Annotated in this window: 18 protein-coding genes, 1 tRNA gene and 1 pseudogene; 14 read left to right on the top strand and 6 right to left on the bottom strand. The window is 63.7% G+C overall.

Annotated features, from left to right (window positions below; genetic code table 11):
• Position 1 precedes the first annotated feature (1 nt).
• Positions 2–817, bottom strand: a complete 816-nt coding sequence (locus OGR47_RS12180; protein ID WP_165051713.1) for a lytic murein transglycosylase — start codon at positions 815–817, stop codon at positions 2–4.
• Positions 818–1031: 214 nt separating this feature from the next.
• On the opposite strand from OGR47_RS12180, the pseudogene OGR47_RS21895 reads away from it, so the two are divergent.
• The 3 genes and pseudogenes from OGR47_RS21895 to OGR47_RS12170 form a co-directional block, all read left to right on the top strand.
• Positions 1032–1142, top strand: a pseudogene (locus tag OGR47_RS21895) (TadE/TadG family type IV pilus assembly protein); the annotation flags it as partial.
• A gap of 99 nt (positions 1143–1241) precedes the next feature.
• The gene (locus tag OGR47_RS12175; RefSeq protein WP_246729675.1) at positions 1242–1454 is read left to right on the top strand and encodes a hypothetical protein; all 213 of its coding nucleotides are present in this window, start codon (positions 1242–1244) and stop codon (positions 1452–1454) included.
• 18 nt (positions 1455–1472) lie between these two features.
• Positions 1473–3224 carry a pilus assembly protein TadG-related protein gene (locus OGR47_RS12170; protein WP_246729674.1) on the top strand — a complete coding sequence of 584 codons (1752 nt, stop codon included), beginning with the start codon at positions 1473–1475 and terminating at the stop codon, positions 3222–3224.
• Positions 3225–4092: 868 nt separating this feature from the next.
• Here the strand turns inward: OGR47_RS12170 and OGR47_RS12165 are convergent.
• Positions 4093–4362, bottom strand: coding sequence for a DUF1778 domain-containing protein (locus OGR47_RS12165; protein ID WP_165051706.1), 270 nt, complete (start codon positions 4360–4362; stop codon positions 4093–4095).
• A gap of 239 nt (positions 4363–4601) precedes the next feature.
• Here OGR47_RS12165 and glyA point away from each other — a divergent pair, with 239 nt between their 5' ends.
• The 6 genes from glyA to OGR47_RS12135 all read left to right on the top strand — a co-directional run bounded on the left by glyA (position 4602) and on the right by OGR47_RS12135 (position 10408).
• The gene (gene glyA, locus OGR47_RS12160; protein ID WP_165051704.1) at positions 4602–5879 is read left to right on the top strand and encodes a serine hydroxymethyltransferase; all 1278 of its coding nucleotides are present in this window, start codon (positions 4602–4604) and stop codon (positions 5877–5879) included.
• Between the two features lie 221 nt (positions 5880–6100).
• Positions 6101–6583, top strand: a complete 483-nt coding sequence (nrdR, locus tag OGR47_RS12155; protein ID WP_165051702.1) for a transcriptional regulator NrdR — start codon at positions 6101–6103, stop codon at positions 6581–6583.
• Positions 6580–7704 carry a bifunctional diaminohydroxyphosphoribosylaminopyrimidine deaminase/5-amino-6-(5-phosphoribosylamino)uracil reductase RibD gene (gene ribD, locus OGR47_RS12150; RefSeq protein ID WP_165051700.1) on the top strand — a complete coding sequence of 375 codons (1125 nt, stop codon included), beginning with the start codon at positions 6580–6582 and terminating at the stop codon, positions 7702–7704. The genes nrdR and ribD overlap by 4 nt, the downstream gene beginning before the upstream one ends.
• Positions 7704–8309 carry a riboflavin synthase gene (locus OGR47_RS12145; RefSeq protein ID WP_165051698.1) on the top strand — a complete coding sequence of 202 codons (606 nt, stop codon included), beginning with the start codon at positions 7704–7706 and terminating at the stop codon, positions 8307–8309. Before ribD ends, OGR47_RS12145 begins: the two co-directional genes overlap by 1 nt.
• 156 nt (positions 8310–8465) lie before the next feature.
• The gene (locus OGR47_RS12140; RefSeq protein ID WP_165051695.1) at positions 8466–8837 is read left to right on the top strand and encodes a hypothetical protein; all 372 of its coding nucleotides are present in this window, start codon (positions 8466–8468) and stop codon (positions 8835–8837) included.
• 272 nt (positions 8838–9109) lie between these two features.
• Positions 9110–10408 carry a TadE/TadG family type IV pilus assembly protein gene (locus tag OGR47_RS12135; RefSeq protein ID WP_165051693.1) on the top strand — a complete coding sequence of 433 codons (1299 nt, stop codon included), beginning with the start codon at positions 9110–9112 and terminating at the stop codon, positions 10406–10408.
• 171 nt (positions 10409–10579) lie between these two features.
• On the opposite strand, the gene rnr is transcribed toward OGR47_RS12135, so the two are convergent.
• Entirely contained in the window at positions 10580–12862 is a 2283-nt protein-coding gene (gene rnr, locus OGR47_RS12130) for a ribonuclease R (protein WP_165051691.1), read from the bottom strand.
• 349 nt (positions 12863–13211) lie between these two features.
• Between rnr and OGR47_RS12125 the strand changes: the two genes are divergently transcribed.
• Both OGR47_RS12125 and OGR47_RS12120 read left to right on the top strand, forming a co-directional pair.
• Positions 13212–14435 carry a GAF domain-containing sensor histidine kinase gene (locus tag OGR47_RS12125; RefSeq protein WP_165051689.1) on the top strand — a complete coding sequence of 408 codons (1224 nt, stop codon included), beginning with the start codon at positions 13212–13214 and terminating at the stop codon, positions 14433–14435.
• Positions 14436–14498: 63 nt separating this feature from the next.
• Complete coding sequence (locus OGR47_RS12120) at positions 14499–14705, top strand: hypothetical protein (RefSeq protein WP_165051687.1); 207 nt, start codon at positions 14499–14501, stop codon at positions 14703–14705.
• Positions 14706–14840: 135 nt separating this feature from the next.
• Here OGR47_RS12120 and topA read toward each other — a convergent pair whose 3' ends face one another.
• Positions 14841–17714, bottom strand: coding sequence for a type I DNA topoisomerase (gene topA / locus OGR47_RS12115; RefSeq protein WP_165051684.1), 2874 nt, complete (start codon positions 17712–17714; stop codon positions 14841–14843).
• 105 nt (positions 17715–17819) lie between these two features.
• Between topA and OGR47_RS12110 the strand changes: the two genes are divergently transcribed.
• The 3 genes from OGR47_RS12110 to OGR47_RS12100 all read left to right on the top strand — a co-directional run bounded on the left by OGR47_RS12110 (position 17820) and on the right by OGR47_RS12100 (position 19199).
• Positions 17820–18305, top strand: coding sequence for a cupin domain-containing protein (locus tag OGR47_RS12110; protein ID WP_246729673.1), 486 nt, complete (start codon positions 17820–17822; stop codon positions 18303–18305).
• A gap of 18 nt (positions 18306–18323) precedes the next feature.
• Positions 18324–19037: an MgtC/SapB family protein gene (locus tag OGR47_RS12105; protein ID WP_165051683.1), complete on the top strand. Its 714-nt coding sequence runs from the start codon at positions 18324–18326 to the stop codon at positions 19035–19037.
• A gap of 88 nt (positions 19038–19125) precedes the next feature.
• Positions 19126–19199, top strand: a tRNA-Cys gene (locus tag OGR47_RS12100).
• Positions 19200–19225: 26 nt separating this feature from the next.
• Here OGR47_RS12100 and OGR47_RS12095 read toward each other — a convergent pair.
• Positions 19226–20299: a tyrosine-type recombinase/integrase gene (locus tag OGR47_RS12095; protein ID WP_165051681.1), complete on the bottom strand. Its 1074-nt coding sequence runs from the start codon at positions 20297–20299 to the stop codon at positions 19226–19228.
• A gap of 3 nt (positions 20300–20302) precedes the next feature.
• Complete coding sequence (locus OGR47_RS12090; protein WP_165051678.1) at positions 20303–20512, bottom strand: hypothetical protein; 210 nt, start codon at positions 20510–20512, stop codon at positions 20303–20305.
• Between the last annotated feature and the right edge of the window lie 48 nt (positions 20513–20560).

Here is a 20560-nt window from a genome sequence, read left to right as displayed (position 1 = left end):
CTTATCGCTCGCCTGCAAGCTTCGTGGCGAAAAGGGCAAGCGTTCGCGCATAGACCCGCGACTGGTTCCATTCGAGAAAGACGGGGAAGTTGGGCTCGCCTTCGGCCCAGCCGGCGCCGGCCTGCCAGCCGCTGCCGCGCAGGAAATTCGCGGTCGACGCGAGGGTGTCGGCGTTTGAGAGAATGAGATCGCGTCTGCCATCGCCGTCGAAATCGACGGCGTATTTAAGATAGGAGGAGGGCATGAATTGCGTCTGCCCGATCTCGCCCGCCCAATCGCCGCGCATCCTAGCAGGCGACATGTCGCCCGATTGGACGATCCTGAGGGCGTCGTTCAGTTCCTGCGTGAATTGCGCCGAGCGGCGGCAGTCATAGGCGAGCGTCGCAAGCGCCTGCAGGGTTTTGAAATTACCGTTCCTGTCGCCGAAGCCCGTCTCCAGACCCCAGATCGAAATCAGCACAGGACCGGGCACGCCGTAGCGGGCTTCGATCCGGCGCAAGAGATCGGCATGGCGCTCGAGCAGATTGCGACCGCGCGCAAGCCGAGATGGCGTGATCAGCCGGGCGGCAAATTTGTCGAAGCTGAGCTTGAAGACCTTCTGCCCGCTACGGTCGCGGGAGATGATGGCGCGATCATAGGCGACGTCGGCGAGCGCCGAGTCGAGCGTCTTTTGCGAAATCCCCTTCGCAGTCGCCTCTTGCTTGAAGTCGTCAAGCCAAGCCTCGAAGCCGGCGGCCGAGTCGCCGCATGAGGCGGCGCGCGCGGGAAGGGCGAAGGTCAGCAGAAGGAGGAGGGCAAGTCGGAATAACGCGCGCATTCTTCTGTTCCCGCGGTTGTGAGGAAATCTAGTCTAAGGTTGCGTTCAACTCTCGAGCAACCGCGCTACCCTAATGGCTATGTTTCAGCTTTAGTTGCAGTAGTTCTTTTTGCGAGGATATCTCGAAATAAGCTTTTCCGAATAATCCATTTCTTAGGAATTTGCCGCCACCTTTGATCGACGATGGCAAGGCAAAAATTCGGGAATAAGTTCAATGGCTAAACGGCTGGATCGGCGGTTCCTTGAAAACCGCTCGGGAGTCGTGGCGGTAGAGTTCGCCTTTATTGCTCCAGTCCTATTCTTGATCCTATGCGGAATCATATGCTTTGGCCTGGTATTCAGCGTCTACAATTCTGTGCAGCAGCTCGCCGCGGAGTCGGCGCGCGCCTCAGTCAGCGGGCTCAGCGCGGCGGAGCGCGACCAATTGGCAAAGAGCTATGTAACGAAAAACGTCGGCGTCTATGGGATGCTCGATCCGCAAAAGCTTTCGGTCGCGACCAATTCGCAGGGCGGGACATTTCAGGTGACGCTCACCTACGACATGTCGGCTTCCCCTGCATTCAAGCTCTACAATGTTCTTGCCTCGGCGTCGCCGACCATCGCCCGCTCCGCAGCGGTCCAGAACGGCGGGTTCTGAACGATGGGAGGAAGGCGCATGGCTAACTCGCCCAGCAGCAGGCGCTTCCTTTCCGACAGGAAGGGCTCCGTCGCCTTATTGACGGCCCTGGCCATGTTGGTCATCGTCGGCGTCGCCGCATTGGCGGTCGATCTCGGCAGTTTTTTCTATCAAAAGCGACGCCTCCAGGCGGCGACGGATCTCGCCGCCGTGGCGGCGGCGGGCAATCTCGCAAAGGCGAGAGACGCGGCCGTCGCAACGCTGGCGCTCAATGGATTTTCGGCCGACGCTTTGCAGACGCTGGAAACCGGAGCCTATGTCGCGGACCCCTCCCTGCCTGCAGACAAGCGCTTTACGTTGCAGCCGCTCGCGACGGCGAATGGCGTGCGGCTCAGGACGCAAATCACGGCGCCGCGTATTTTCAGCGCCATTTTCACGATCATGCCGCCCGCGACGGCCGCCGCTATTTCTGATCCTTGCGCCAATGCTTCTCCTTGCGGCGCGGCTGCAGGCGGGGCGTCGCAGCAGGGCGTGACGATTTCCGCTCAGGCCACGGCCGCGCAGAACGCGCTGGCCTCCTTCGCCATAGGATCGCGGCTTCTCGGTCTGAACGGCGGTATCGAAAATGCTCTGCTCGGCGCGCTGCTCGGCGGCAATCTGTCCCTCTCCCTTATGGACTATCAAGCGCTCGCAAGCGCCAACATCGACCTCTTCACTTTTTCCAATGCGCTTGCGACACGGGCGAGCCTGACCGCCGTCACCTATGACCAACTTGTGGCGGGAAGCTTCAAGGCGAGCGATCTTCTGGGCGCAACGCTCGACGCCGCCAAGGCCAATTCGGCGATCGGATCGAATGCGATCGCCGCGCTGTCGCAGATTGTCGCTATCGCGCCGAATGCAGTGGCGCCGATCAGTCAGCTGCTCTCTTACGGCCCTTATGGTTCGATGACGGTCGGCTCCCCCGCGCCGATTTCCGTCAGCGTCTCGGCCCTCGACCTCGTTTCCGCCATCGCCCAGATCGCCAATGGACAGCATCAGATCCAGCTGAGCCTCAACCTCGGTCTTCCCGGCGTCGCTTCGGCGTCCCTGCAGCTCGCCATCGGCGAGCGGCCGGTCGGGACAAGCTGGGTCGCGGTCGGCGCCGCGGGCGCGTCGGTTCACACGGCGCAGACGCGTCTTCTGCTGACGCTCGAACTCACTGTTCCGGGCCTGTCGACAACAGTCCATGCGCCTCTCTATGTCGAGCTCGCCTCGGGAACCGCGCAGCTTTCCAGCGTCCAATGCGGCTCTGGAGACCCGACAAGCGCTTCGGTCACATTGGGCGTTACGCCGGCGGTCGTGGACGCCTGGATCGGGAATGTCTCGGGCGCCCAGTTCAGCAATTTCACCAGCGCGCCCAATCCTGGCGCGGCGACGCTGCTCAATTTGGCGAATATCGCCAAGGTGACTGGTCTCGCCCATGCGACGATCACAAATCTGCAGCCCACGCCGGTTTCCTTTTCCTACTCCGACATTTTGCAGGCGACGAAGAAGACGACCTCGACGACGGACTTCATTTCTTCGCTCCTCTACAATCTGTTCGGCGATTTGCAGTTGACCGTAACGGCCTTGGGGCTCAGCCTGCTGGTCCCCCCGGGCCTGGACCAGACCGTGGCGACGACGCTGGCGAGCGCCACAACGCCCATCGATCAGACGCTGTCGCAACTGCTCCAGACACTCGGCGTCGGACTTGGCCAGGCGGATACTTGGGTTAGCGGCGTGAAATGCGGCGCTGGAGTGTTGGTGAATTAACGACGTCAGACTCATTACTGAAACGACCCCCTCCCTGTCCCTCCCCCGCAAGCGGGAGAGGGGACGCTCGCGATCGGCATTCTCCGTGAAGGCGACAACCCGCTCCCTCTCCCGCGAAGCGGGGGAGGGTCGGGGAGGGGGCGATCCAGCGCCACAATTCCCGCCGCCGATTCCCGACGCAGGTTGATCCAGGAAGCCGGGACGCCCCCGCCCCGTTCGGCCGGTAGCGTGAGAAAATAAGCGCATCGGAACCAGAGCGTCCCGGCTGCGGTCTTTATTCGCGCGCACCTTTCCGGGCCGAAGTAGCGCCATCCTGTGGCGGTTCCTTCGTCCGGCGCAGCCGCCAGACGGCGGCTGCTTCTTTCCCGAAGGCTCGATCAGCCTTCGAGCGCGTCGCAAGGGGTCAACATGCGCCGCCTCCGGCCCGCCGGCGCTTTCCCTTTCGGTAATCGGCCGCGTGTCGCGGGCGCGAAAACTATGCCCAGCCTTTGCGTGACTTGCGCCACGCAATCTCCCCACGAAGGAGAGACCCGGCGGGCGGCGCCGGACTCCCGCGCGGAACGAGGGTCGCGTCCCGCGCTTAACCGACCCCGCCGGCGCCGCCGACCCTGACGACGCCCCTGCAAGTTGGCGAGGCAAGGCGGAGTATAGGGGAGGTTTGGAGGGTGGGGATAAATTAAGGGCGATGACTGGCGCGGTCTCGCCGGTGAGCGTCGCGTTAAAAGCAATGGTCGCGAGTAGCTATCAGTTTGCTTGTTTCTGGCGCGCGTCTTTTCAGGTATGCGTTGAGTTCGATTTCGCCGCAGTCAAATGCATTGCGGTTATGGTTTTTGGCGAGGGGACTTTCCTCCCAAATCAGCGCCGTCATTCAAGCGCAAAACCGGCCTTTGCCACGCATCAGACGTGCGGTCGGTTCCGGCGGGTTTTCCAAAAGATCGAGCACGCGCAACGAGTCGCGTTCCGACCGCTGCAGTCGCTCGGCTTGTGCGATCACATCTTGCGCGCGCGGCAGCGCGGCGCGAAGGATGAAGCCGGTCAAGTCGAGCCGTTCAAGGGCGGCGGCGCGCGCCAGCACGGCCTTGTCCTCGGGCTTCAGCCGCAGTTCAACTCGGCCATTTTCGACATGCTCGCGGGGCATTGCTCACCTCTTTCTTTGATATACGGATTAAGTCCGGCAAAGAAAATCTGGCGCGCGGAGAGGAATTTCCTCGCGCCCAACGCTTCTCAGCCGTCCACCCCCGCTCTTCCCGTCCCGCCCGGGCCGTGATAAGGCGAACGCCTCAACCATGCGCGATATGGAGGGCCGGGTTCGCCGCTCGAGACGGGGAGGCCGGTTTTTTCGCTTACTCTCGCGCCCCTTAGGCTAGAGGACATTCAATGAGCCAGTCCGGTTTCTTCACCACCTCCCTTGCGCAGTCCGATCCGGAGCTCGCCAAGGCGATCGAGCTCGAGCTCGGCCGTCAGCGCCACGAGATCGAGCTCATCGCGTCGGAGAACATCGTCTCCAAGGCGGTGATGGAGGCCCAGGGCTCGGTTCTCACCAACAAATATGCCGAAGGCTATCCGGGCAAGCGCTATTACGGCGGCTGCCAGTATGTGGACATCGCCGAGAATCTGGCGATCGAGCGCGCCAAGCAGCTCTTCGGCTGCGGTTTCGCCAATGTGCAGCCGAACTCCGGCTCGCAGGCCAACCAGTCGGTCTTCCTCGCGCTGGCGCAGCCGGGCGACGCCTTCATGGGCCTCGACCTAGCCGCCGGCGGCCATCTGACCCACGGCTCGCCCGTGAACCTCTCGGGCAAGTGGTTCAAGCCGATCCCCTACACCGTGCGCAAGGACGACCAGCGCATCGACATGGAGCAGGTCGCCGCGCTCGCCCGCGAGCATAAGCCGAAGCTCATCATCGCCGGCGGCTCGGGCTATTCGCGCATTTGGGACTTCGAGGCGTTCCGCAAGATCGCCGACGAGGTCGGCGCTTACTTCATGGTCGACATGGCCCACTTCGCCGGCCTCGTCGCGGCGGGCCTGCATCCCTCGCCGTTCCCGCACGCCCATGTCGTCACCACCACGACGCATAAGACGCTGCGCGGCCCCCGCGGCGGCATGGTGCTGACGAACGACGAGGACATCGCCAAGAAGATCAATTCGGCCGTGTTCCCCGGCCTGCAGGGCGGCCCGCTGATGCATGTCATCGCCGGCAAGGCGGTGGCCTTCGGCGAGGCGCTGAAGCCGGAGTTCAAGGCCTATCAGCAGCAGGTCAAGGACAACGCGCAGGTTCTGGCCAAGACGCTCGTCGACGCCGGCCTCGCCATTGTCTCGGGCGGCACCGACAACCATCTGATGCTGGTCGACCTGCGCCCGAAAAAGATCACCGGCAAGGCGGCGGAAGCGGCGCTCGGCCGCGCCCACATCACCTGCAACAAGAACGGCATCCCCTTCGACCCGGAGAAGCCCTTCGTCACCTCCGGCATCCGTCTCGGCTCGCCGGCGGCGACCTCGCGCGGCTTCGGCGTGGCCGAGTTCAAGGAAGTTGGCGGCCTGATCGTCGAGGTTCTGGACGGCCTGTCGTCGAAGGGCGAAGAGGGCAATGCGGCGACGGAAGCGGCGGTGAAGGAAAAGGTTCACGCGCTGACCGCCAAGTTCCCGATCTACGGCTAATCGGGCGATGCTTACACCCTCCCCTTAGGGGGAGGGGCGCCAAAGGCGCGGGGTGCGGTGATTCTCATCTGCGTCCCTGCGCTTTTTCGTCATGGCGAGCGAAGCGAAGCAATCCAGGGCAGCGGTCACGGCTCTGGATTGCTTCGTCGCTTTGCTCCTCGCAATGACGGTTAGAAAAGCCGGGTGATGACCACCCAACCGGGCCTTGTCGAGGGCATAAGATGCGCTGTCCCTATTGCGGCTCCTTCGACACCCAGGTGAAGGATTCGCGCCCGGCTGAGGATTCCGCCTGCATCCGGCGTCGGCGCGTGTGCCCGACCTGCGGCGGACGTTTCACCACTTTCGAGCGCGTGCAGCTGCGCGAGATCATCGTCGTCAAGAAATCCGGCAAGCGCGCGCCTTTCGATCGCGACAAGCTCACCCGCTCGGTCGAGATCGCGCTGCGCAAACGCCCCGTGGAGCCCGAGCGCGTCGAGCAGATGATTTCCGGCGTCGTCCGCCAGCTCGAGAGCCTCGGCGAGGCGGAGATCGACAGCCAGCGCATCGGCGAGCTCATCATCGAAGGCTTGCGCTCGCTCGACGCCGTGGCTTATGTGCGCTTTGCCTCCGTTTACCGCGACTTCCGCGAGGCGCGCGATTTCAACGCCCTGATCGACGAATTGGAAAGCGGGGCCGAAACGGCCGACGCGGCCGAAGACGAATGAGCCTCCACGAAAAGATCCTGCTCGCCCCGACCGATGGCGCCTATATGGCGGCGGCGCTGGCGCTCGGGCGCCGCAATATGGGCCGCACGGCCCCCAATCCGGCCGTCGGCGCCTTGGTGGTCAAGGACGGCGTGATCATCGCGCGGGGCTATACGGCGGACTGCGGGCGCCCGCACGCCGAGACCATCGCGCTCGCCGCCGCCGGCGCCGAAGCGCGCGGGGCGACGCTCTATGTCACGCTGGAGCCCTGTTCGCATCACGGCCGTACGCCGCCCTGCGTCGACGCCATCATCGCTTCGGGGATCGCCCGTGTCGTGACGGCGATCGAAGACCCGGACCCGCGCGTCGCGGGTAGGGGGCATGCGCTGCTGCGCGAGGCGGGGATCGAGGTCGTTGTCGGCCCTGAGAAGGCGGCCGCGCGCTGCGACCATCTCGGCCATATACTGCGCGTCACCAAGCATCGGCCGACGGTGACGCTGAAACTCGCGCAGACGGCGGACGGCTACGCCGCCGGCGCCGCGCATGACCCGCGCCTGCATATCACCGGCCCCATCGCCGACGCCTTCACCCATGTGCAGCGCTCGCTCCATGACGCCATCATGGTCGGCTCCGGCACGGCGCGCGAGGACGATCCGCTGATGACCGTGCGGCTGCCGGGCCTCGACGGCGCCAAGCGGCTGCGCGTGGTGCTGGACCGAAGATTGACGCTCTCGCCGCGGTCGCGTCTCGCCGCGACCGCGCGGGAGACGCCTGTGCTCGTGATTGCCGGCGAGAATGTGAGCGAAGAGGCGACGCGCGCCTTCATGGAAGCCACGGGCGCGGATGTGGCGCGCATTCCGACGATCGACGGCCGGCTGGATCTGCTCGCGGCCCTGCGCTTGCTGGCGGATCGCGGGATCACGCGCGTCTTCAGCGAAGGCGGGCCGCTTGTGGCGGAGAGCCTGCTGGCGGCGGGGCTTGCCGACGAGGTCATCATCCACACCGGCTTCAAGCCGTTGGGACGTCCTGGCCGGCCGGCGCTCACCCCGGCCGCGCGCGCGGCGCTGGAAAGCCGCTACCGCATGATCGAAAACCGCATGCTCGGCGCGGACCAGATGACGCGCTATGCGAGGATGGACTGATGTTTACAGGCATTGTCACGGATGTTGGCGAGGTCATCTCGGTCGAGCCGCGCGGCGATCTCAGGCGGCTGCGCATCGCCTGCGCCTATGACGCTGAGACGATCGCGCTCGGCGCCTCCATCGCCAATTCCGGAGTCTGCCTGACCGTGGTGGCTGTGGCGCAAGAAGGCTCGCGCACGGTTTTCGACGTCGACGCCGCCGCCGAGACGCTGGCGAAAACGACCGTGGGGAGCTGGAAAGCGGGAACGCGCGTCAATCTCGAACGCGCGCTGAAGATCGGCGACGAGCTCGGAGGCCATATCGTCACCGGCCATGTCGACGGCGTCGCGCGCATTGTCTCGCGGGACGACTTCGACGGTATGGCGCGCTTCTGGATCGAGACGCCGCACGCGCTGTCGCGCTTCGTCGCGCAAAAGGGCTCCGTCGCACTCGACGGCGTGTCGCTGACGGTGAATGAGGTCGAAGGCGACCGTTTCTCCATTTTGCTCATCCCGCATACGCTCGCCGTCACGGCTTTCGGGACGCGCGGGGCAGGGGATGCCTTGAATATCGAAGTCGATTTGATGGCGCGCTATGCGGCGCGGTTGAGCGAGGCCGCCCGGTAGTTGTTCCGCGCGTTGCAGAACAGGCGACCCGACACTTTCTTTCCCTGTGGGATTCGGGCAAGCTGACGCTCGCCACGCCGCTCGAGGAAGCGTCTTCGACTAATTTGGCCAATCAAGATAACCCCGGAATGCGCCCACTATTTTAGGAGCGCCGTTATGATTTCGAAACTCGCGATCTTTCTGTCCTGTTTGACGATTGCGACGTCCTGCGCCGCCGCTTCGGAGGAAGGCCTGGCGCCGGCCGCACAACCATCGATGCAGCCCGTCGGTAAGCCGAAGAAAACCAAACCCAAAGAGGCTGCACCGCCTTGTCCACGCGGCGGACAACAGAAGGACGATCCGATCTGTTTAGGCGCCAGCGATCTCAATGCTTCGCCGACGCGGGTCAAAGGCTATGGCGGCGGGCGAGCAGGCGACAACGCCACGACGCCGAAGCTGTTCTTAAAAGGCCCAGGCCAGAATATCATCGACGATCCGAACTTGAAGCAACCCATAGGCGGCGGGGTCGGGCTTAAATTTCAGTTTTGAGCCGGCCTATCCAGCGAGGGCGCCGAGGACAAGCCCCGCCATGACGGTCGTCTCGCGCCAAACGTTGCCCGCGATCGGCTGAAATTTAGGCAATTTCAGACAAAAAATTGTTAGGGACTCTAGGCTTAAGTCGGGTCCTGACGGCTGAGCCTTCGCCCCTCCGGCCGAGGCTATTAGCGGGCGAAAACGATCGCTGCAGCGGCGGTCGTCTCACCCCTCGCCTAGCATCCAGATGCGGGGATGCAGCGCGGGCCGTTGGCTGAGGGAATAAAATGACGTCCTGGTCGCGAGTAAAGCTCCCGCTCCCTGATCTCAAGCGCCTGGCCTCTGACCGTGACGGCTCCGTTGCTATTATATTCGGCGTCGTCTTCCTCTGCCTCATGCTGGCAGTCGGCGGCGCAATCGACTTTTACAACATCGCCAGGGCGCGGTCCTATGGCCAGGCGGCGCTGGACGAGGCGGCGCTCGCGGCTTCGAACGCCGCAGCGGCCGTATTGCGCTCCGGGGGAACGGTCGCCGCGGCCACGACAGCGGGAGAGAATACCCTCAGGACCTATCTTGGCGCCGGCATCGCCAGCCGCAATGTCAGCGTCGTCAGCTTGAATACGGGGGCAAACGTCACCTCCACCACCGCCGCTTTCAATCCCTCGGTCACTCTTCAGGCGCCGACGTACATATTGCAGCTCGCGCGTCTGCCATTCGTGCAAATCGCGCTGAAAGCCGGAGCGGTGAGCGCCTCCTCCTATGTGAATGTCTATGTGATGGTCGACATCTCCGGTTCGATGTTGATCGGCGCCACTCAGGCGGACATGAACACGCTCAGCTCCAAGTTCGGCTGCGTCTTCGCCTGTCATGACGGATCAAATACCGTCTGGAACGGCTCTTACTTCGGCGACGCGTATCAATGGGCGACACTCAATAATGTCACGACGCGCTATCAGGTCGTCCAATCCGGCGTGTCGCAACTCGTGAACTACATGAAGGGGCTCGATCCCGCCGGCTCCAAGTTCAAAATGGCTCTCTATACGTTCGACCAGTCGCTCACGGTCGTAAGTCCGTTGTCGAGCAACTGGTCGCAAATCATGAGCAACTATCCGGCCCCTGCGATCGACAGCAACGACACGAATGGCGCGACATGGTTCAACGAGAATATTTCGTCGGTCGTCACGGCGATCGGGAAGGGCGGCGACGGCTCGACCTCGACCAACCCGAAAAAACTGCTCATCATCGCCACCGACGGGGTCGAGGATCCCGGCCGCCAATGGACCTACCAGACTTGGCTTCAATCGCAGGTGAAAAGCTTCGACGTGAGCTTCTGCGATACGCTGAAGGCCAATAATGTGCAGGTCGGCATCATCAACACGCCCTATCTTCCGATGAGCTGGGACTGGGGCTACAATGCGACTCTCGGCCAGCCAGGGACGATTGGGGCGACGCGTCGCGACGATATCGCGCCCTATTTGCAGAGCTGCGCCGGAAACCTCTTTATCTCGGCGTCCAGCGTGTCGTCGATTCAATCGGCCTTTACGTCGATTCTTCAGTCGAGCGCCGTGACGAGGCTCGTTAAATGAGGCAGCCGCGGGCGGGCGACATACCGTTGAACAGCTCGCATTGTCGCATGTCATTTCCGGCGGGCTGAAAGCCCGACCGGGGATCCAGAGCCAAAATAGCAATAGTTGCTCTGGATTCCCGATCGCTCGCTTCGTGAGCGTCGGGAATGACAAAGGCCGCTTACGCCCGGCTCACCGTTTCGAGCGGCCGCCGCGCGGGCCGGGCTTGAAGGATTTGGGATTGCGCGGCGGCGTTCGCCGCTCGCCGCCGCCCACCACCTCGAAGCGCAGCGCGCCGGCGATGGGCGCGGCCTCGACGAGCCGCACTTCGATAATGTCCGCGAGCCGATAGCTCATCCCTGAGCGCGAGGTGAGCGAATGGCTCGCTTCATCATAGGAATAATATTCGCGCCCGAGCGTCGCGGCCGGCACGAAGCCATCGGCGCCCGTTTCGATCAGCCGCACGAACAGCCCCGATTTGGTGACGCCCGAAATGCGCGCGCCGAAACGCGCGCCGAGTTGATCCGCAAGATAATGCGCGATCAGCCGGTCCACTGTTTCGCGCTCCGCCGCCATGGCGCGACGCTCGGCCGCCGAAATGCGCGCGGCGATTTCCGCGAGCTCTCCCACGGGCATTTCCGGCAGCGCGCCGTCGCCGAGTTTCAAAGCGCGGACGAGCGCGCGATGCACGATGAGATCGGCATAGCGCCGGATGGGCGAGGTGAAATGCGCGTAGCGGCGCAAGTTCAGGCCGAAGTGACCATAGTTTTCGTGCGTATATTCGGCCTGCGCCTGTGTGCGCAGAATGATCTCATTAACGATGTTCTCGTGCTCCAGCCCCTTCACGCGCGCCAGGATCACGTTGAAATGCTCGGGCTTGAGCACCTGTCCCTTGGCGAGCTTCACGCCGATGGTGGCGAGGAACTCGCCCAGCGCCGTCACTTTCTCTTTCGAGGGCTCGTCATGGGCGCGATAGATGAGCTGCTGGCGATGCTCCTCCAATGTCTCGGCGGCGGCGACATTGGCGAGGATCATGAACTCCTCGATCAGCCGATGCGCGTCGAGGCGCGGCGGAATGACGACGCGATCGAAGCCGCCGTCGGGCTTCAACAAGATCTTGCGCTCGGGGAGATCGAGATCGAGCGGCGCGCGTAGATTGCGCGCATGTTGCAGCGCTTCATGCGCGGCGTAGAGCGGCCGCAGCACATTTTCGAGAAGCGGCTTCGTCTTCTGGTCGGGCGCGCCGTCGATCGCCGCCTGCGCCTGTTGGTAGGAGAGCTTCGCGCGCGAGCGCATCATGACGCGATGGAAGCTGTGGCCGATCTTCCTGCCTTTGCTTGTCACGCGCATGCGCACGGCCATGGCGGGCCGGTCCTCGTTCTCGCGCAGCGAGCAGAGATCGTTGGAGATGCGCTCGGGCAGCATGGGCACGACGCGGTCGGGGAAATAGACCGAGTTGCCGCGCTCCACCGCGTCTTTGTCCAAGGGCGAATGCGGCTTCACATAATGCGCCACGTCCGCGATGGCGACTGTGAGGATGAATCCGCCGTCATTATCGGGCGCCAAATCCGGCGCGGCGTGCACGGCGTCGTCATGGTCTTTCGCGTCCGGCGGATCGATGGTGACGAGCGCCAGGTCGCGCCAATCTTCGCGGCCATGCATGGTCGCGGGCTTGGCGCGTTCGGCTTCCGAGATGGCTTCCGGGCGGAAGACGTCGGGAATGTCATGGGCGCGCAGCGCGATGAGGCTCACGGCCTTTTCGCTCGTGACTGACCCAAGCGTCTCGCGCACGCGGGCGCGCGGCGCGCCGAAACGCGTCTTGCCGGCGACATCGACTGAGACGAGATCGCCGTCCTTGCCTTCGCCGATGTCGGCCGACGCGACCGAAAGCTCGCCGCGGCCCGCCTGTTTCTTGTCGATTGGCAGAATGCGGCCATTGCCGTTGGGCTCGATCTTCAACACGCCCAGCACGCGGTTGCGCGCGCGAGAGAGGAGTTTGACGACGCGGCCGGTATAGGGCGGCTCGCCGGCTTCGGCGTCGTGGTCCGGCTCGGCCCGCACCAGCGCGCGGTCGCCGACGCCGCCCACGGGCTCGCCGGAAAGCTTTTTGCCGAAGGCGACGCCGCGTCCGGAGCGGATGAGGATGCGCGGGGCGGGGCCGAGCTCGTCTTCGTCCCACTCAACGGGCGTTGCGATTAGCTCGCCGTCACGGTCCCGACCGGTAATGTCGACCAGCACGACGGGCGGCAGGGCGCCCTTTTTGTTGACGCGGCGACCACGTTTCTCGATCGCGCCCTCGTCGGCAAGCGTCGCAATCATGCGCTTCAAGGCGACGCGGTCCTCGCCCTTGACGCCGAAGGCGCGGGCGATCTCGCGCACGCCGATCTTGCGGGCGCCCGTGGCTTCGCGTTCGCGCTGAAGGAAGGCGAGGATGTCCTCGCGGGAGGGTTGTTGGGGTGTTTTCTTAGTTGTCAAGATATGGCTCAAGATAAGGGCAGCGCGCGACAATGCAATGCCTCTTCATAATATTGGCAAATACGCCGGCGCGCCATCGTGGTTGAAATTCGCCGGGCATGCGCCGACGCGGTTTCCCGTTGCACGTCAAAGTAGAATCTGGCCATGTTGCGTTGAGTGAAACAACGGAAAAGTTTAGGTAATTTTACGTATTGCTCGATAAGCGCGCAATGTCCTAAGTGATCCTCCAAGCTAAAAGGCGGGCGCCGCCTAGGTTAAATTTCTTGAAATGGCGGACTCAAGGAACGATCGATAGGCTGCCCTATCGATCTAAGCGCGTGCGTTGAAGGTAATATCGATGGGGCAGCAAGTGTTCGATGCCTTGGTGGGCAATGGCTGCGAGTCTGACGACACCCTGCGAGCGGGCGCGCGCCGCAACGCGTTTCTGTCTCATGCCGCAGGCCAGCTCCTGCAAGTAGACAATCCAAAAGACGTTATCGCGGATATTTGCAGAGCAGCGATGACCGACCTCGATTGTCAGTTTTTCTTCAACTTCCTTTTCGACGAGCATACGCATGGGCTGCGGCTGAACGCCTTCGCCGGGCTCCCCGAAGAGGAAGCGCGCAAATTCGAGACCCTCGACTATAATATAGCCCTGCGCGGCTGCGCGATCCGCGACTGCGAATGTCAAAATTCGTGCCCCGCGCGCGCTTTGCGCGAGTCGCTGGCCAGCGCCTACGGCCTTACCGGCTATTGCTGCTTCCCGCTCACAAGCTACGGCCGGATCATCGGCACGCTCTCCTTCGGATCGCAGACGCGTCAGTCGTTCGACGATTCCGAGATAATGCTGATGGAAACCCTGAGCCATTTCGTATCGATAGCGGTCGCCCGGTCGCATATGGAACAGGCGCTGCGCGAGTGCGCGAGGCGCAAGGACGAGTTTATCGCAACGCTTGCGCATGAGCTGCGCAATCCGCTCGCAGCGATCCACCATGGCTTTCATGCGATGGCCAGGATCGGCGACGAAGCGATGCCGGTATTGCAGCCGATCATCGAACGGCAGCTCTCGCACATGGTTCGCCTCGTCGACGATCTCTTGGATATGGGACGGATCGCGACCGGCAAGATCGAAGTCAAGATGGAGGTGATCGATCTCACCGGGGTGGTAAATCGGTCGATCGAGGCCTGTGAATTCGCTTTGACGTCGAGAAATCACACGCTGGCGTTATCTCTTCCGTCGGAATCTCTGCATGTGCGCGGCGATCCGGTGCGTTTGGTTCAGGCCATCGCCAATCTGATCGACAATGCGGCGAAATATACGTCCTCCAACGGAGAAATCGACGTCGCGGCGACGTGGGCGGGCAGGGAAGCAGTTGTGAGAGTGCGCGACAATGGGGTCGGGATTCCGGCGGAGAGGCTGGAGTCGATCTTCATGATGTTCGAGCAAATCGAGGGCTATAGCGGCGGTCTCGGCATTGGCTTGAACCTGTCGCGGCGCATCATCGAAATGCATGGCGGGACATTGCAGGCAAGGAGCGAAGGGCTCGGCCGTGGGAGCGAATTTTCGCTTCGCCTGCCTTTGTGGGCGCCTTAGGGCGACACTTCGGCAAACTGTGTTAGCATCCAAGCCGCCAGAGAGCCCGAAGGAGTGACTTAAATGCGTTATATCCTTGCCGCTGTTCTCATTTGCACGATCGGCGCGCCTGCGGCGTTCGCCCTGCCGACGATCGGTTCAAAATCCCTAGAGATGTCGAAGGCGGAGGCGATCACACCGGTCGCGAAGAAGACGCGCGCGCCGCCGCGCCGCCAAAAGAGCAGCGCGTCCAGCGGAATCCATCCGCTGGTCGGCAGCGGGGATTACTGAACGGGAAATCATCGCAATGGGCTTGTCATTCCCGACGCTCGCGTGAGCGAGCGATCGGGAATCCAGAGCAAAGTTGGCTATTGCGGCTCTGAATTCCCGATCGGGGCTGTGGCCCGTCGGGAATGACGGACGAGCCTAAGCTGTCTCTCGTTTCTTCGTCGCGGGCTTCTTTGCCGGCGCCTTTTTCGCCGCCGTTTTCTTCACGGGCTTGGCGTCGTCGAAGGGCGCCTCGTCGCTGTCCTCGATGGCCTTCTTCGTCTTGGCGGGCGCCTTCTTGGCCGGGGCTTTCTTCTTCGGCGCGCCGCCCTTTTCCTCGATGAGCTTGATCGCGTCCTCGAGCGTCACGTCCTCGGCGGACATGCTCTTTGGCAGAGTGGCGTTCACCTTGCCGAGATTGACGTAAGGCCCGAAACGCCCGGCGCGCACGGTGATGGTTCCACCGTCCGGATGTTCGCCGAGCGCGCGCCCGCCGGCCGAGCCGCCCCCGCCGCCCGCCGATTTTGCAGCGATCATCTCCAGCGCCTGCGCCAACGTCACGCTCGCCGGGTCGACGCCCTTGGGGAGGGTGGCGTTGACCTTCTTCCAATTCACATAGGGACCGAAGCGGCCGGACTTCACCGTCACGGCGCCGCCTTCGGGGTGGTCGCCGAGCGTGCGGCCGGGCTCCGAGGCGCGCGAGAAGCGCGAGCCGCCGCCGCCGGATTCCTTCTGCACGATGAGGTCGATGGCGCGATTGGCGCCGATCGTCAGCACATCGTCGTCGCGGCCGACATTGGCGTAGGTCTTGCCGTGCTGAACATAGGGCCCGAAGCGGCCGATATTGGCGATGATCGGCTCGCCTGTCGTCGGATGTTTGGCGACCTCGCGCGGCAGCGAAAGCAAAGCCAGCGCCTGCTGCAAAGTGAGATCGTCGGGCTTGATGTTTTTGGGCAGGGAAGCGCGCTTGGGCTTCTCGCCGCCGTCCTCCTGCTCGCCCTCCTGCACATAGGCGCCGAAGCGGCCGTCGCGTAGCGTGATCTCGGCGCCGGTCTCGGGGTCCTGGCCCAGCACCTTCACGCCGGGGCGGCCGTCCGCCGCGGCGTCGCCGGTCGGCGGCGAGAGCGTGCGCGTGTAGCGGCATTCGGGATAGTTCGAGCAGCCGATGAAGGCGCCGAATTTGCCGACCTTGAGCGACAATTGCCCGGCGCTGCAGGCAGGGCAGAGGCGCGGATCGGAGCCGTCTTCCTTGGCCGGGAAGATATGCGGCCCGAGAAGCTCGTTGAGGCTGTCGAGCACCTGCGTCGTGCGCAGATCCTTCGTCTCGTTCACGGCCGCCGAGAAGTCGCGCCAGAAATCGCGCAGCACCTGCTTCCAGTCGATCTCATTATTGGAGACGAGATCGAGCTTTTCTTCGAGCGACGCCGTGAAGTCGAACTCCACGTAACGCGAGAAGAAGCTTTCCAGAAAGGCCACGACCAGGCGGCCCTTGTCCTCCGGCACCAGACGCTTTTTATCGAGCCGCACATAGTCGCGGTCGCGTAGTGTCGCGAGCGTCGAGGCATAGGTCGAAGGGCGTCCGATGCCGAGCTCCTCCATGCGTTTCACGAGCGTCGCTTCCGTGTAGCGCGGCGGCGGCTCGGTGAAATGCTGGGTCGCGTCGATCTTCTCGCGCGTCACCGGCTCGCCTTGCTTCATCGCCGGCAGGCGGCCGCCTTCTTCGTCGCCGTCGTCGTCGCGGCCTTCCTGATACAGCTCCAGGAAGCCCGGGAAGCGCACCACCTGACCCGTCGCGCGCAAGTCCAGCGTGCGGGCGCCGGCTTTCGCGTCGATATCCACCGTTGTGCGCTCCAGCTCGGCGGACTCCATCTGGCTCGCGATGGTGCGGGTCCAGATCAGCTCATAGAGCTTGGCTTGGTCGGGCTCGAGATGTTTGGCGACATGCTTGGGCAGGCGCGAGGCGTCGGTCGGGCGGATGGCCTCGTGGGCTTCCTGCGCGTTCTTCGCCTTGGCCGTATATTTGCGCGGGGCGTTGGGCACGAAGCGGTCGCCATATTCCTTGGCGATGACCTTGCGCACGCTCGCCACGGCCTCGGGCGCCATGTCGACGCCGTCGGTTCGCATATAAGTAATGAGGCCGACGGTCTCGCCGCCGACGTCGACGCCCTCATAGAGCCGCTGCGCGATGCGCATGGTGATCGCCGGCGCGAGGCCGAGCTTGCGTGAGGCCTCCTGCTGCAGCGTCGAGGTGGTGAAGGGCGCGTAAGGGTGGCGCTTGACCGGCTTCGCCTCGACCGAGCGCACGGTGAAATTCGCCGCGAGCAGGGCCTTCTTGAAGTCCTCGGCCTCCTCGCCCTTGCCGATGTCGAGGCGCGTGATCTTCTTGCCGTCCGCGCCGACGAGCCGCGCCGTGAAGGGCTCGCCCGCCTTGGTTTTCAGATGCGCGACGAGCGACCAATATTCCTGCGAGATGAATTTCTCGATCTCCAGCTCGCGGTCGCAGACGAGGCGCAGCGCCACCGATTGCACGCGGCCTGCGGAACGCGCGCCGGGGAGCTTCCGCCACAGCACCGGCGAGAGGGTAAAGCCGACGAGATAGTCGAGCGCGCGGCGGGCGAGATAGGCGTCGACCAGCGCCTGGTCGATCTGGCGCGGATGCGCCATGGCGTCGCGCACCGCGTCCTTGGTGATGGCGTTGAAGACGACGCGCTCGATCTTCTTGTCCTTGAGCGCCTTCTTCTTGTTCAGGATCTCGATCAGATGCCAGGAGATGGCCTCGCCTTCGCGATCCGGGTCGGTCGCGAGGATGACCTTGTCGGCGTCTTTCACCGCCTGGGCGATCTCGGTGACGCGCTTCGAGCCCTTGGCGTCCATCTCCCAGACCATGGCGAAATCGGCCTCGGGGTCGACCGAGCCGTCCTTGGCGGGCAGGTCGCGGACATGGCCCATGCTGGCGATGACGTGGAAATCGCGGCCCAGATATTTATTGATGGTCTTGGCTTTGGCCGGCGACTCGACGATGACGACGTTCATTTCAGCGCGATCCCACAAGGCGCCGCTCTGGCGCACGGGGCGCGAAGATGGGCAGAATGAGCGGCGCCTGTCAAATTGGAGGAATCACGGGAAGGGGGAGACCGGGTGGCCGACGATGAGAAAAAGCTTCCGGCCGTGGTCGAGGCGGCAGCGGTCGCCCCGCGCAGTCGCCCCTCCATCTACCCCGAGCCTTTCGCCGCGCGAATGGCCGGGCGCGAGAAGCGCGTGCTCGGCGATCTCTTCGGATTGAGCAATTTCGGCGTGAATCTCACGCGGCTCGCGCCAGGCGCGCATTCGGCGCTGATGCACCGGCACAGCCGGCAGGACGAGTTCATTTATGTTCTGGAAGGCGCGCCGACGCTGGTCACCGAATCGGGCGAGACAGCGCTTCATCCCGGCATGTGCGCCGGCTTCCCGGCCGGCGGCCTTGCCCATCATCTTGTCAACCGAACTGACATAGATGCGGTCTATCTCGAAATCGGCGACCGAACCGCAGGGGATCGCGCGGACTATCCCGAGGACGACCTCGCGGCGCGCCTCGATCGGGACGGGCGCTGGCGATTCTTCCACAAGGACGGCCGTCCCTATTAAATTAAGAAATGTGAGCCTATGGCCGGCATCTTCAGCTTCAATGGCGTCGAATTCGTCAACACCTTCGTCTCGCTCCTCGTCGCGCTGCTTCTGGGCACGCTGATCGGCGCGGAGCGGCAATATCGCCAGCGCAACGCCGGGCTGCGCACCAACGCCCTCGTGGCTTTGGGCGCCTCGGCCTTCGTCGATCTGGGCATGCGGCTCATGGGCAATCAGGGCGCGACCCAGGTGCTCGCCTATGTCGCCTCGGGCGTCGGCTTCCTGGGCGCGGGCGTGATCCTGAAAGAGGGGATGAACATCCGCGGCCTCAATACGGCGGCGACGGTCTGGTGCTCGGCGGTGACGGGCGCCTTCGCCGGGGCCGACCATCCGGCCGAGGCGGCGCTGCTGTGCGGATTCGTGCTGGCCGGCAACACCTTCCTGCGGCCGCTCGTCAATCTCATCGAGCGCGCGCCCATCGACGAAAGCCGCACCGAGTCGATCTTCGAGATGCGCGTGACGACCGACGAGCAGAGCCGCGACGCGCTGCGAGAGTTGCTCGACGAGCGGCTGGAGGCGGCGAAATATCCGGCCCGCGAAATTCGGGAAATGGAGCGGGAGGATGGCGTGGAAATCGTCGCCACGCTCGCGGCGACCAGCGTCGAGGCCGAGGAGCTCGACGCCATCGCCGAGGAGCTCGCCCGGCTGACCAATGTCGCCCACGCCGCCTGGTCCTCGCGCGCCTCAGACTGATCCTTCGCTTTTACGTCACATCCCCTTGCTCGCGGCGCCGCCCTCCTGTAAGAGCGGCTCACGCGAAGCGCTGAGCGCTTTGCCGGATGGCCTCGTGGCGGAGTGGCTACGCAGAGGACTGCAAATCCTTGTACGGGGGTTCGATTCCCTCCGAGGCCTCCACTCCGTTTATAAGTATCTGTAAAACCTTACTTTTCTCGAAAATTCCCCGCACCTGATAGAGTGGTGCGGGTATTGGATTTTCGTCGCGATAGCTTCCCAACGGCCGCCCGGGCGAGCTTTTTCCGGTCAGCCTCGCGCGTATAGATCGCGGCCGTCCTGCCGCCGTCCGTCCAACCGAATATCGCCTCAAGCTCCTTCTCGGTCGCCCCGTTCTCAGCAGCCCGGGTCGCGCCAGCTTTACGGAGTCCGTGAGCGCGCCCGGGGACGCCGGCGGCAACGCAGGCGTCTCGAAACCAGTTCCCAAAGCTGTTCTTGTCCATTGGGGCGCGATCTAGCTTGGCGATGAATGCCAAGTCTCCCGTAGGCGACGCGTCGATAATCTCGGCGAGCTCCGGCAGGATGGGGATCTCGACCCGGGTGCCGGTTTTTTCTGTGTTCAGCATGATAACGCCGTCACGGACGTGCTGGCGCCCGAGCCGGGCCGCGTCGCCGCGGCGCAGGCCGGTGTAGAGCAGGATGGCAAGCGCGAGCCGCTCTCGCGTCCCGACCGGCCAGCGGCGCTTGAACTGCTGAACCTCTTCCTCCGTCCAGACGTGGTGCCCGTCCGTCTTGCTGCGGGCGAATGAGACGCCGAGGGTCGGATTATCGGCGACAAGCCCGGCCTCGTGCGCCCATTTGAACAGGGAGCGCATGACCTTCAGGAAGTGGTTTGCCTGAGCGGGCGTATTGGCGCGCTTGTCCCGAGCCTTCGCGATTGTCGAACGCTTGATCGAGGTCAGCGTCGAGTCGCCACCATTTTTGATGACCTGCTTTAGGATGTTTTCGCGCTGGCGCTTGGTGGCGGGAGAGAACTTTGCCCATTCGGCGCTGTCCCGATAGCGCTCGATCAGCCAGGCGAGCGTGCCTTGTGCAGTCTTTGCCGGGGCCGACTCGACCGGTTCACCGGCCAGCGCGGCCATATACTCGGCCATGAACTGCTCCGACCCATACTCGCCATTAATTCGAATGCGCGGCGCGTCCTTGTCGCGCCGGAAGTAATAGACCGTGCGCCCGTGGCGGGTCGTCTCCTTGTGCAGGTATATCGGGCGGCGGCGCGGCATGGCTTAAAGGTCGGGCTCGTTCTCGTCGGCGTTATCCTGCGGCAGGACAAAGGGCGCTTTCAGGGAGGATTGGTCTAGCTTCCCGTTTACCGGCAGAATGAGGATATTTCCGGCCTTGTCGATCCTGACGGCCATGGGAGATGGGGCTGTCGCAGCGGCGGCGACGGCCATGCGCAAATCGGTCTTGGTGACGAGGGCAGGGCGGCGCGACATACTTCAGGCCTCATAGTTATCTGGGAGAGCGCAGTCGCCGTTGTTCCA

This window comes from Methylocystis sp. MJC1 (genome assembly GCF_026427715.1).
Classification (GTDB): Bacteria; Pseudomonadota; Alphaproteobacteria; order Rhizobiales; family Beijerinckiaceae; genus Methylocystis.
This window is presented reverse-complemented; position numbering and strand designations above follow the sequence as displayed.

Excerpts from the sequence above, each read along its gene's own strand:
- glyA (WP_165051704.1), top strand. The coding sequence starts at position 4,602 with ATGAGCCAGTCCGGTTTCTTCACCACCTCCCTTGCGCAGTCCGATCCG.
- OGR47_RS12090 (WP_165051678.1), bottom strand. The coding sequence starts at position 20,512 with ATGTCGCGCCGCCCTGCCCTCGTCACCAAGACCGATTTGCGCATGGCC.
- OGR47_RS12165 (WP_165051706.1), bottom strand. The coding sequence starts at position 4,362 with ATGCCCCGCGAGCATGTCGAAAATGGCCGAGTTGAACTGCGGCTGAAG.
- OGR47_RS12135 (WP_165051693.1), top strand. The coding sequence starts at position 9,110 with ATGACGTCCTGGTCGCGAGTAAAGCTCCCGCTCCCTGATCTCAAGCGC.
- nrdR (WP_165051702.1), top strand. The coding sequence starts at position 6,101 with ATGCGCTGTCCCTATTGCGGCTCCTTCGACACCCAGGTGAAGGATTCG.
- OGR47_RS12140 (WP_165051695.1), top strand. The coding sequence starts at position 8,466 with ATGATTTCGAAACTCGCGATCTTTCTGTCCTGTTTGACGATTGCGACG.
- OGR47_RS12170 (WP_246729674.1), top strand. The coding sequence starts at position 1,473 with ATGGCTAACTCGCCCAGCAGCAGGCGCTTCCTTTCCGACAGGAAGGGC.
- ribD (WP_165051700.1), top strand. The coding sequence starts at position 6,580 with ATGAGCCTCCACGAAAAGATCCTGCTCGCCCCGACCGATGGCGCCTAT.
- OGR47_RS12180 (WP_165051713.1), bottom strand. The coding sequence starts at position 817 with ATGCGCGCGTTATTCCGACTTGCCCTCCTCCTTCTGCTGACCTTCGCC.
- OGR47_RS12120 (WP_165051687.1), top strand. The coding sequence starts at position 14,499 with ATGCGTTATATCCTTGCCGCTGTTCTCATTTGCACGATCGGCGCGCCT.
- OGR47_RS12105 (WP_165051683.1), top strand. The coding sequence starts at position 18,324 with ATGGCCGGCATCTTCAGCTTCAATGGCGTCGAATTCGTCAACACCTTC.
- OGR47_RS12145 (WP_165051698.1), top strand. The coding sequence starts at position 7,704 with ATGTTTACAGGCATTGTCACGGATGTTGGCGAGGTCATCTCGGTCGAG.
- OGR47_RS12095 (WP_165051681.1), bottom strand. The coding sequence starts at position 20,299 with ATGCCGCGCCGCCGCCCGATATACCTGCACAAGGAGACGACCCGCCAC.
- topA (WP_165051684.1), bottom strand. The coding sequence starts at position 17,714 with ATGAACGTCGTCATCGTCGAGTCGCCGGCCAAAGCCAAGACCATCAAT.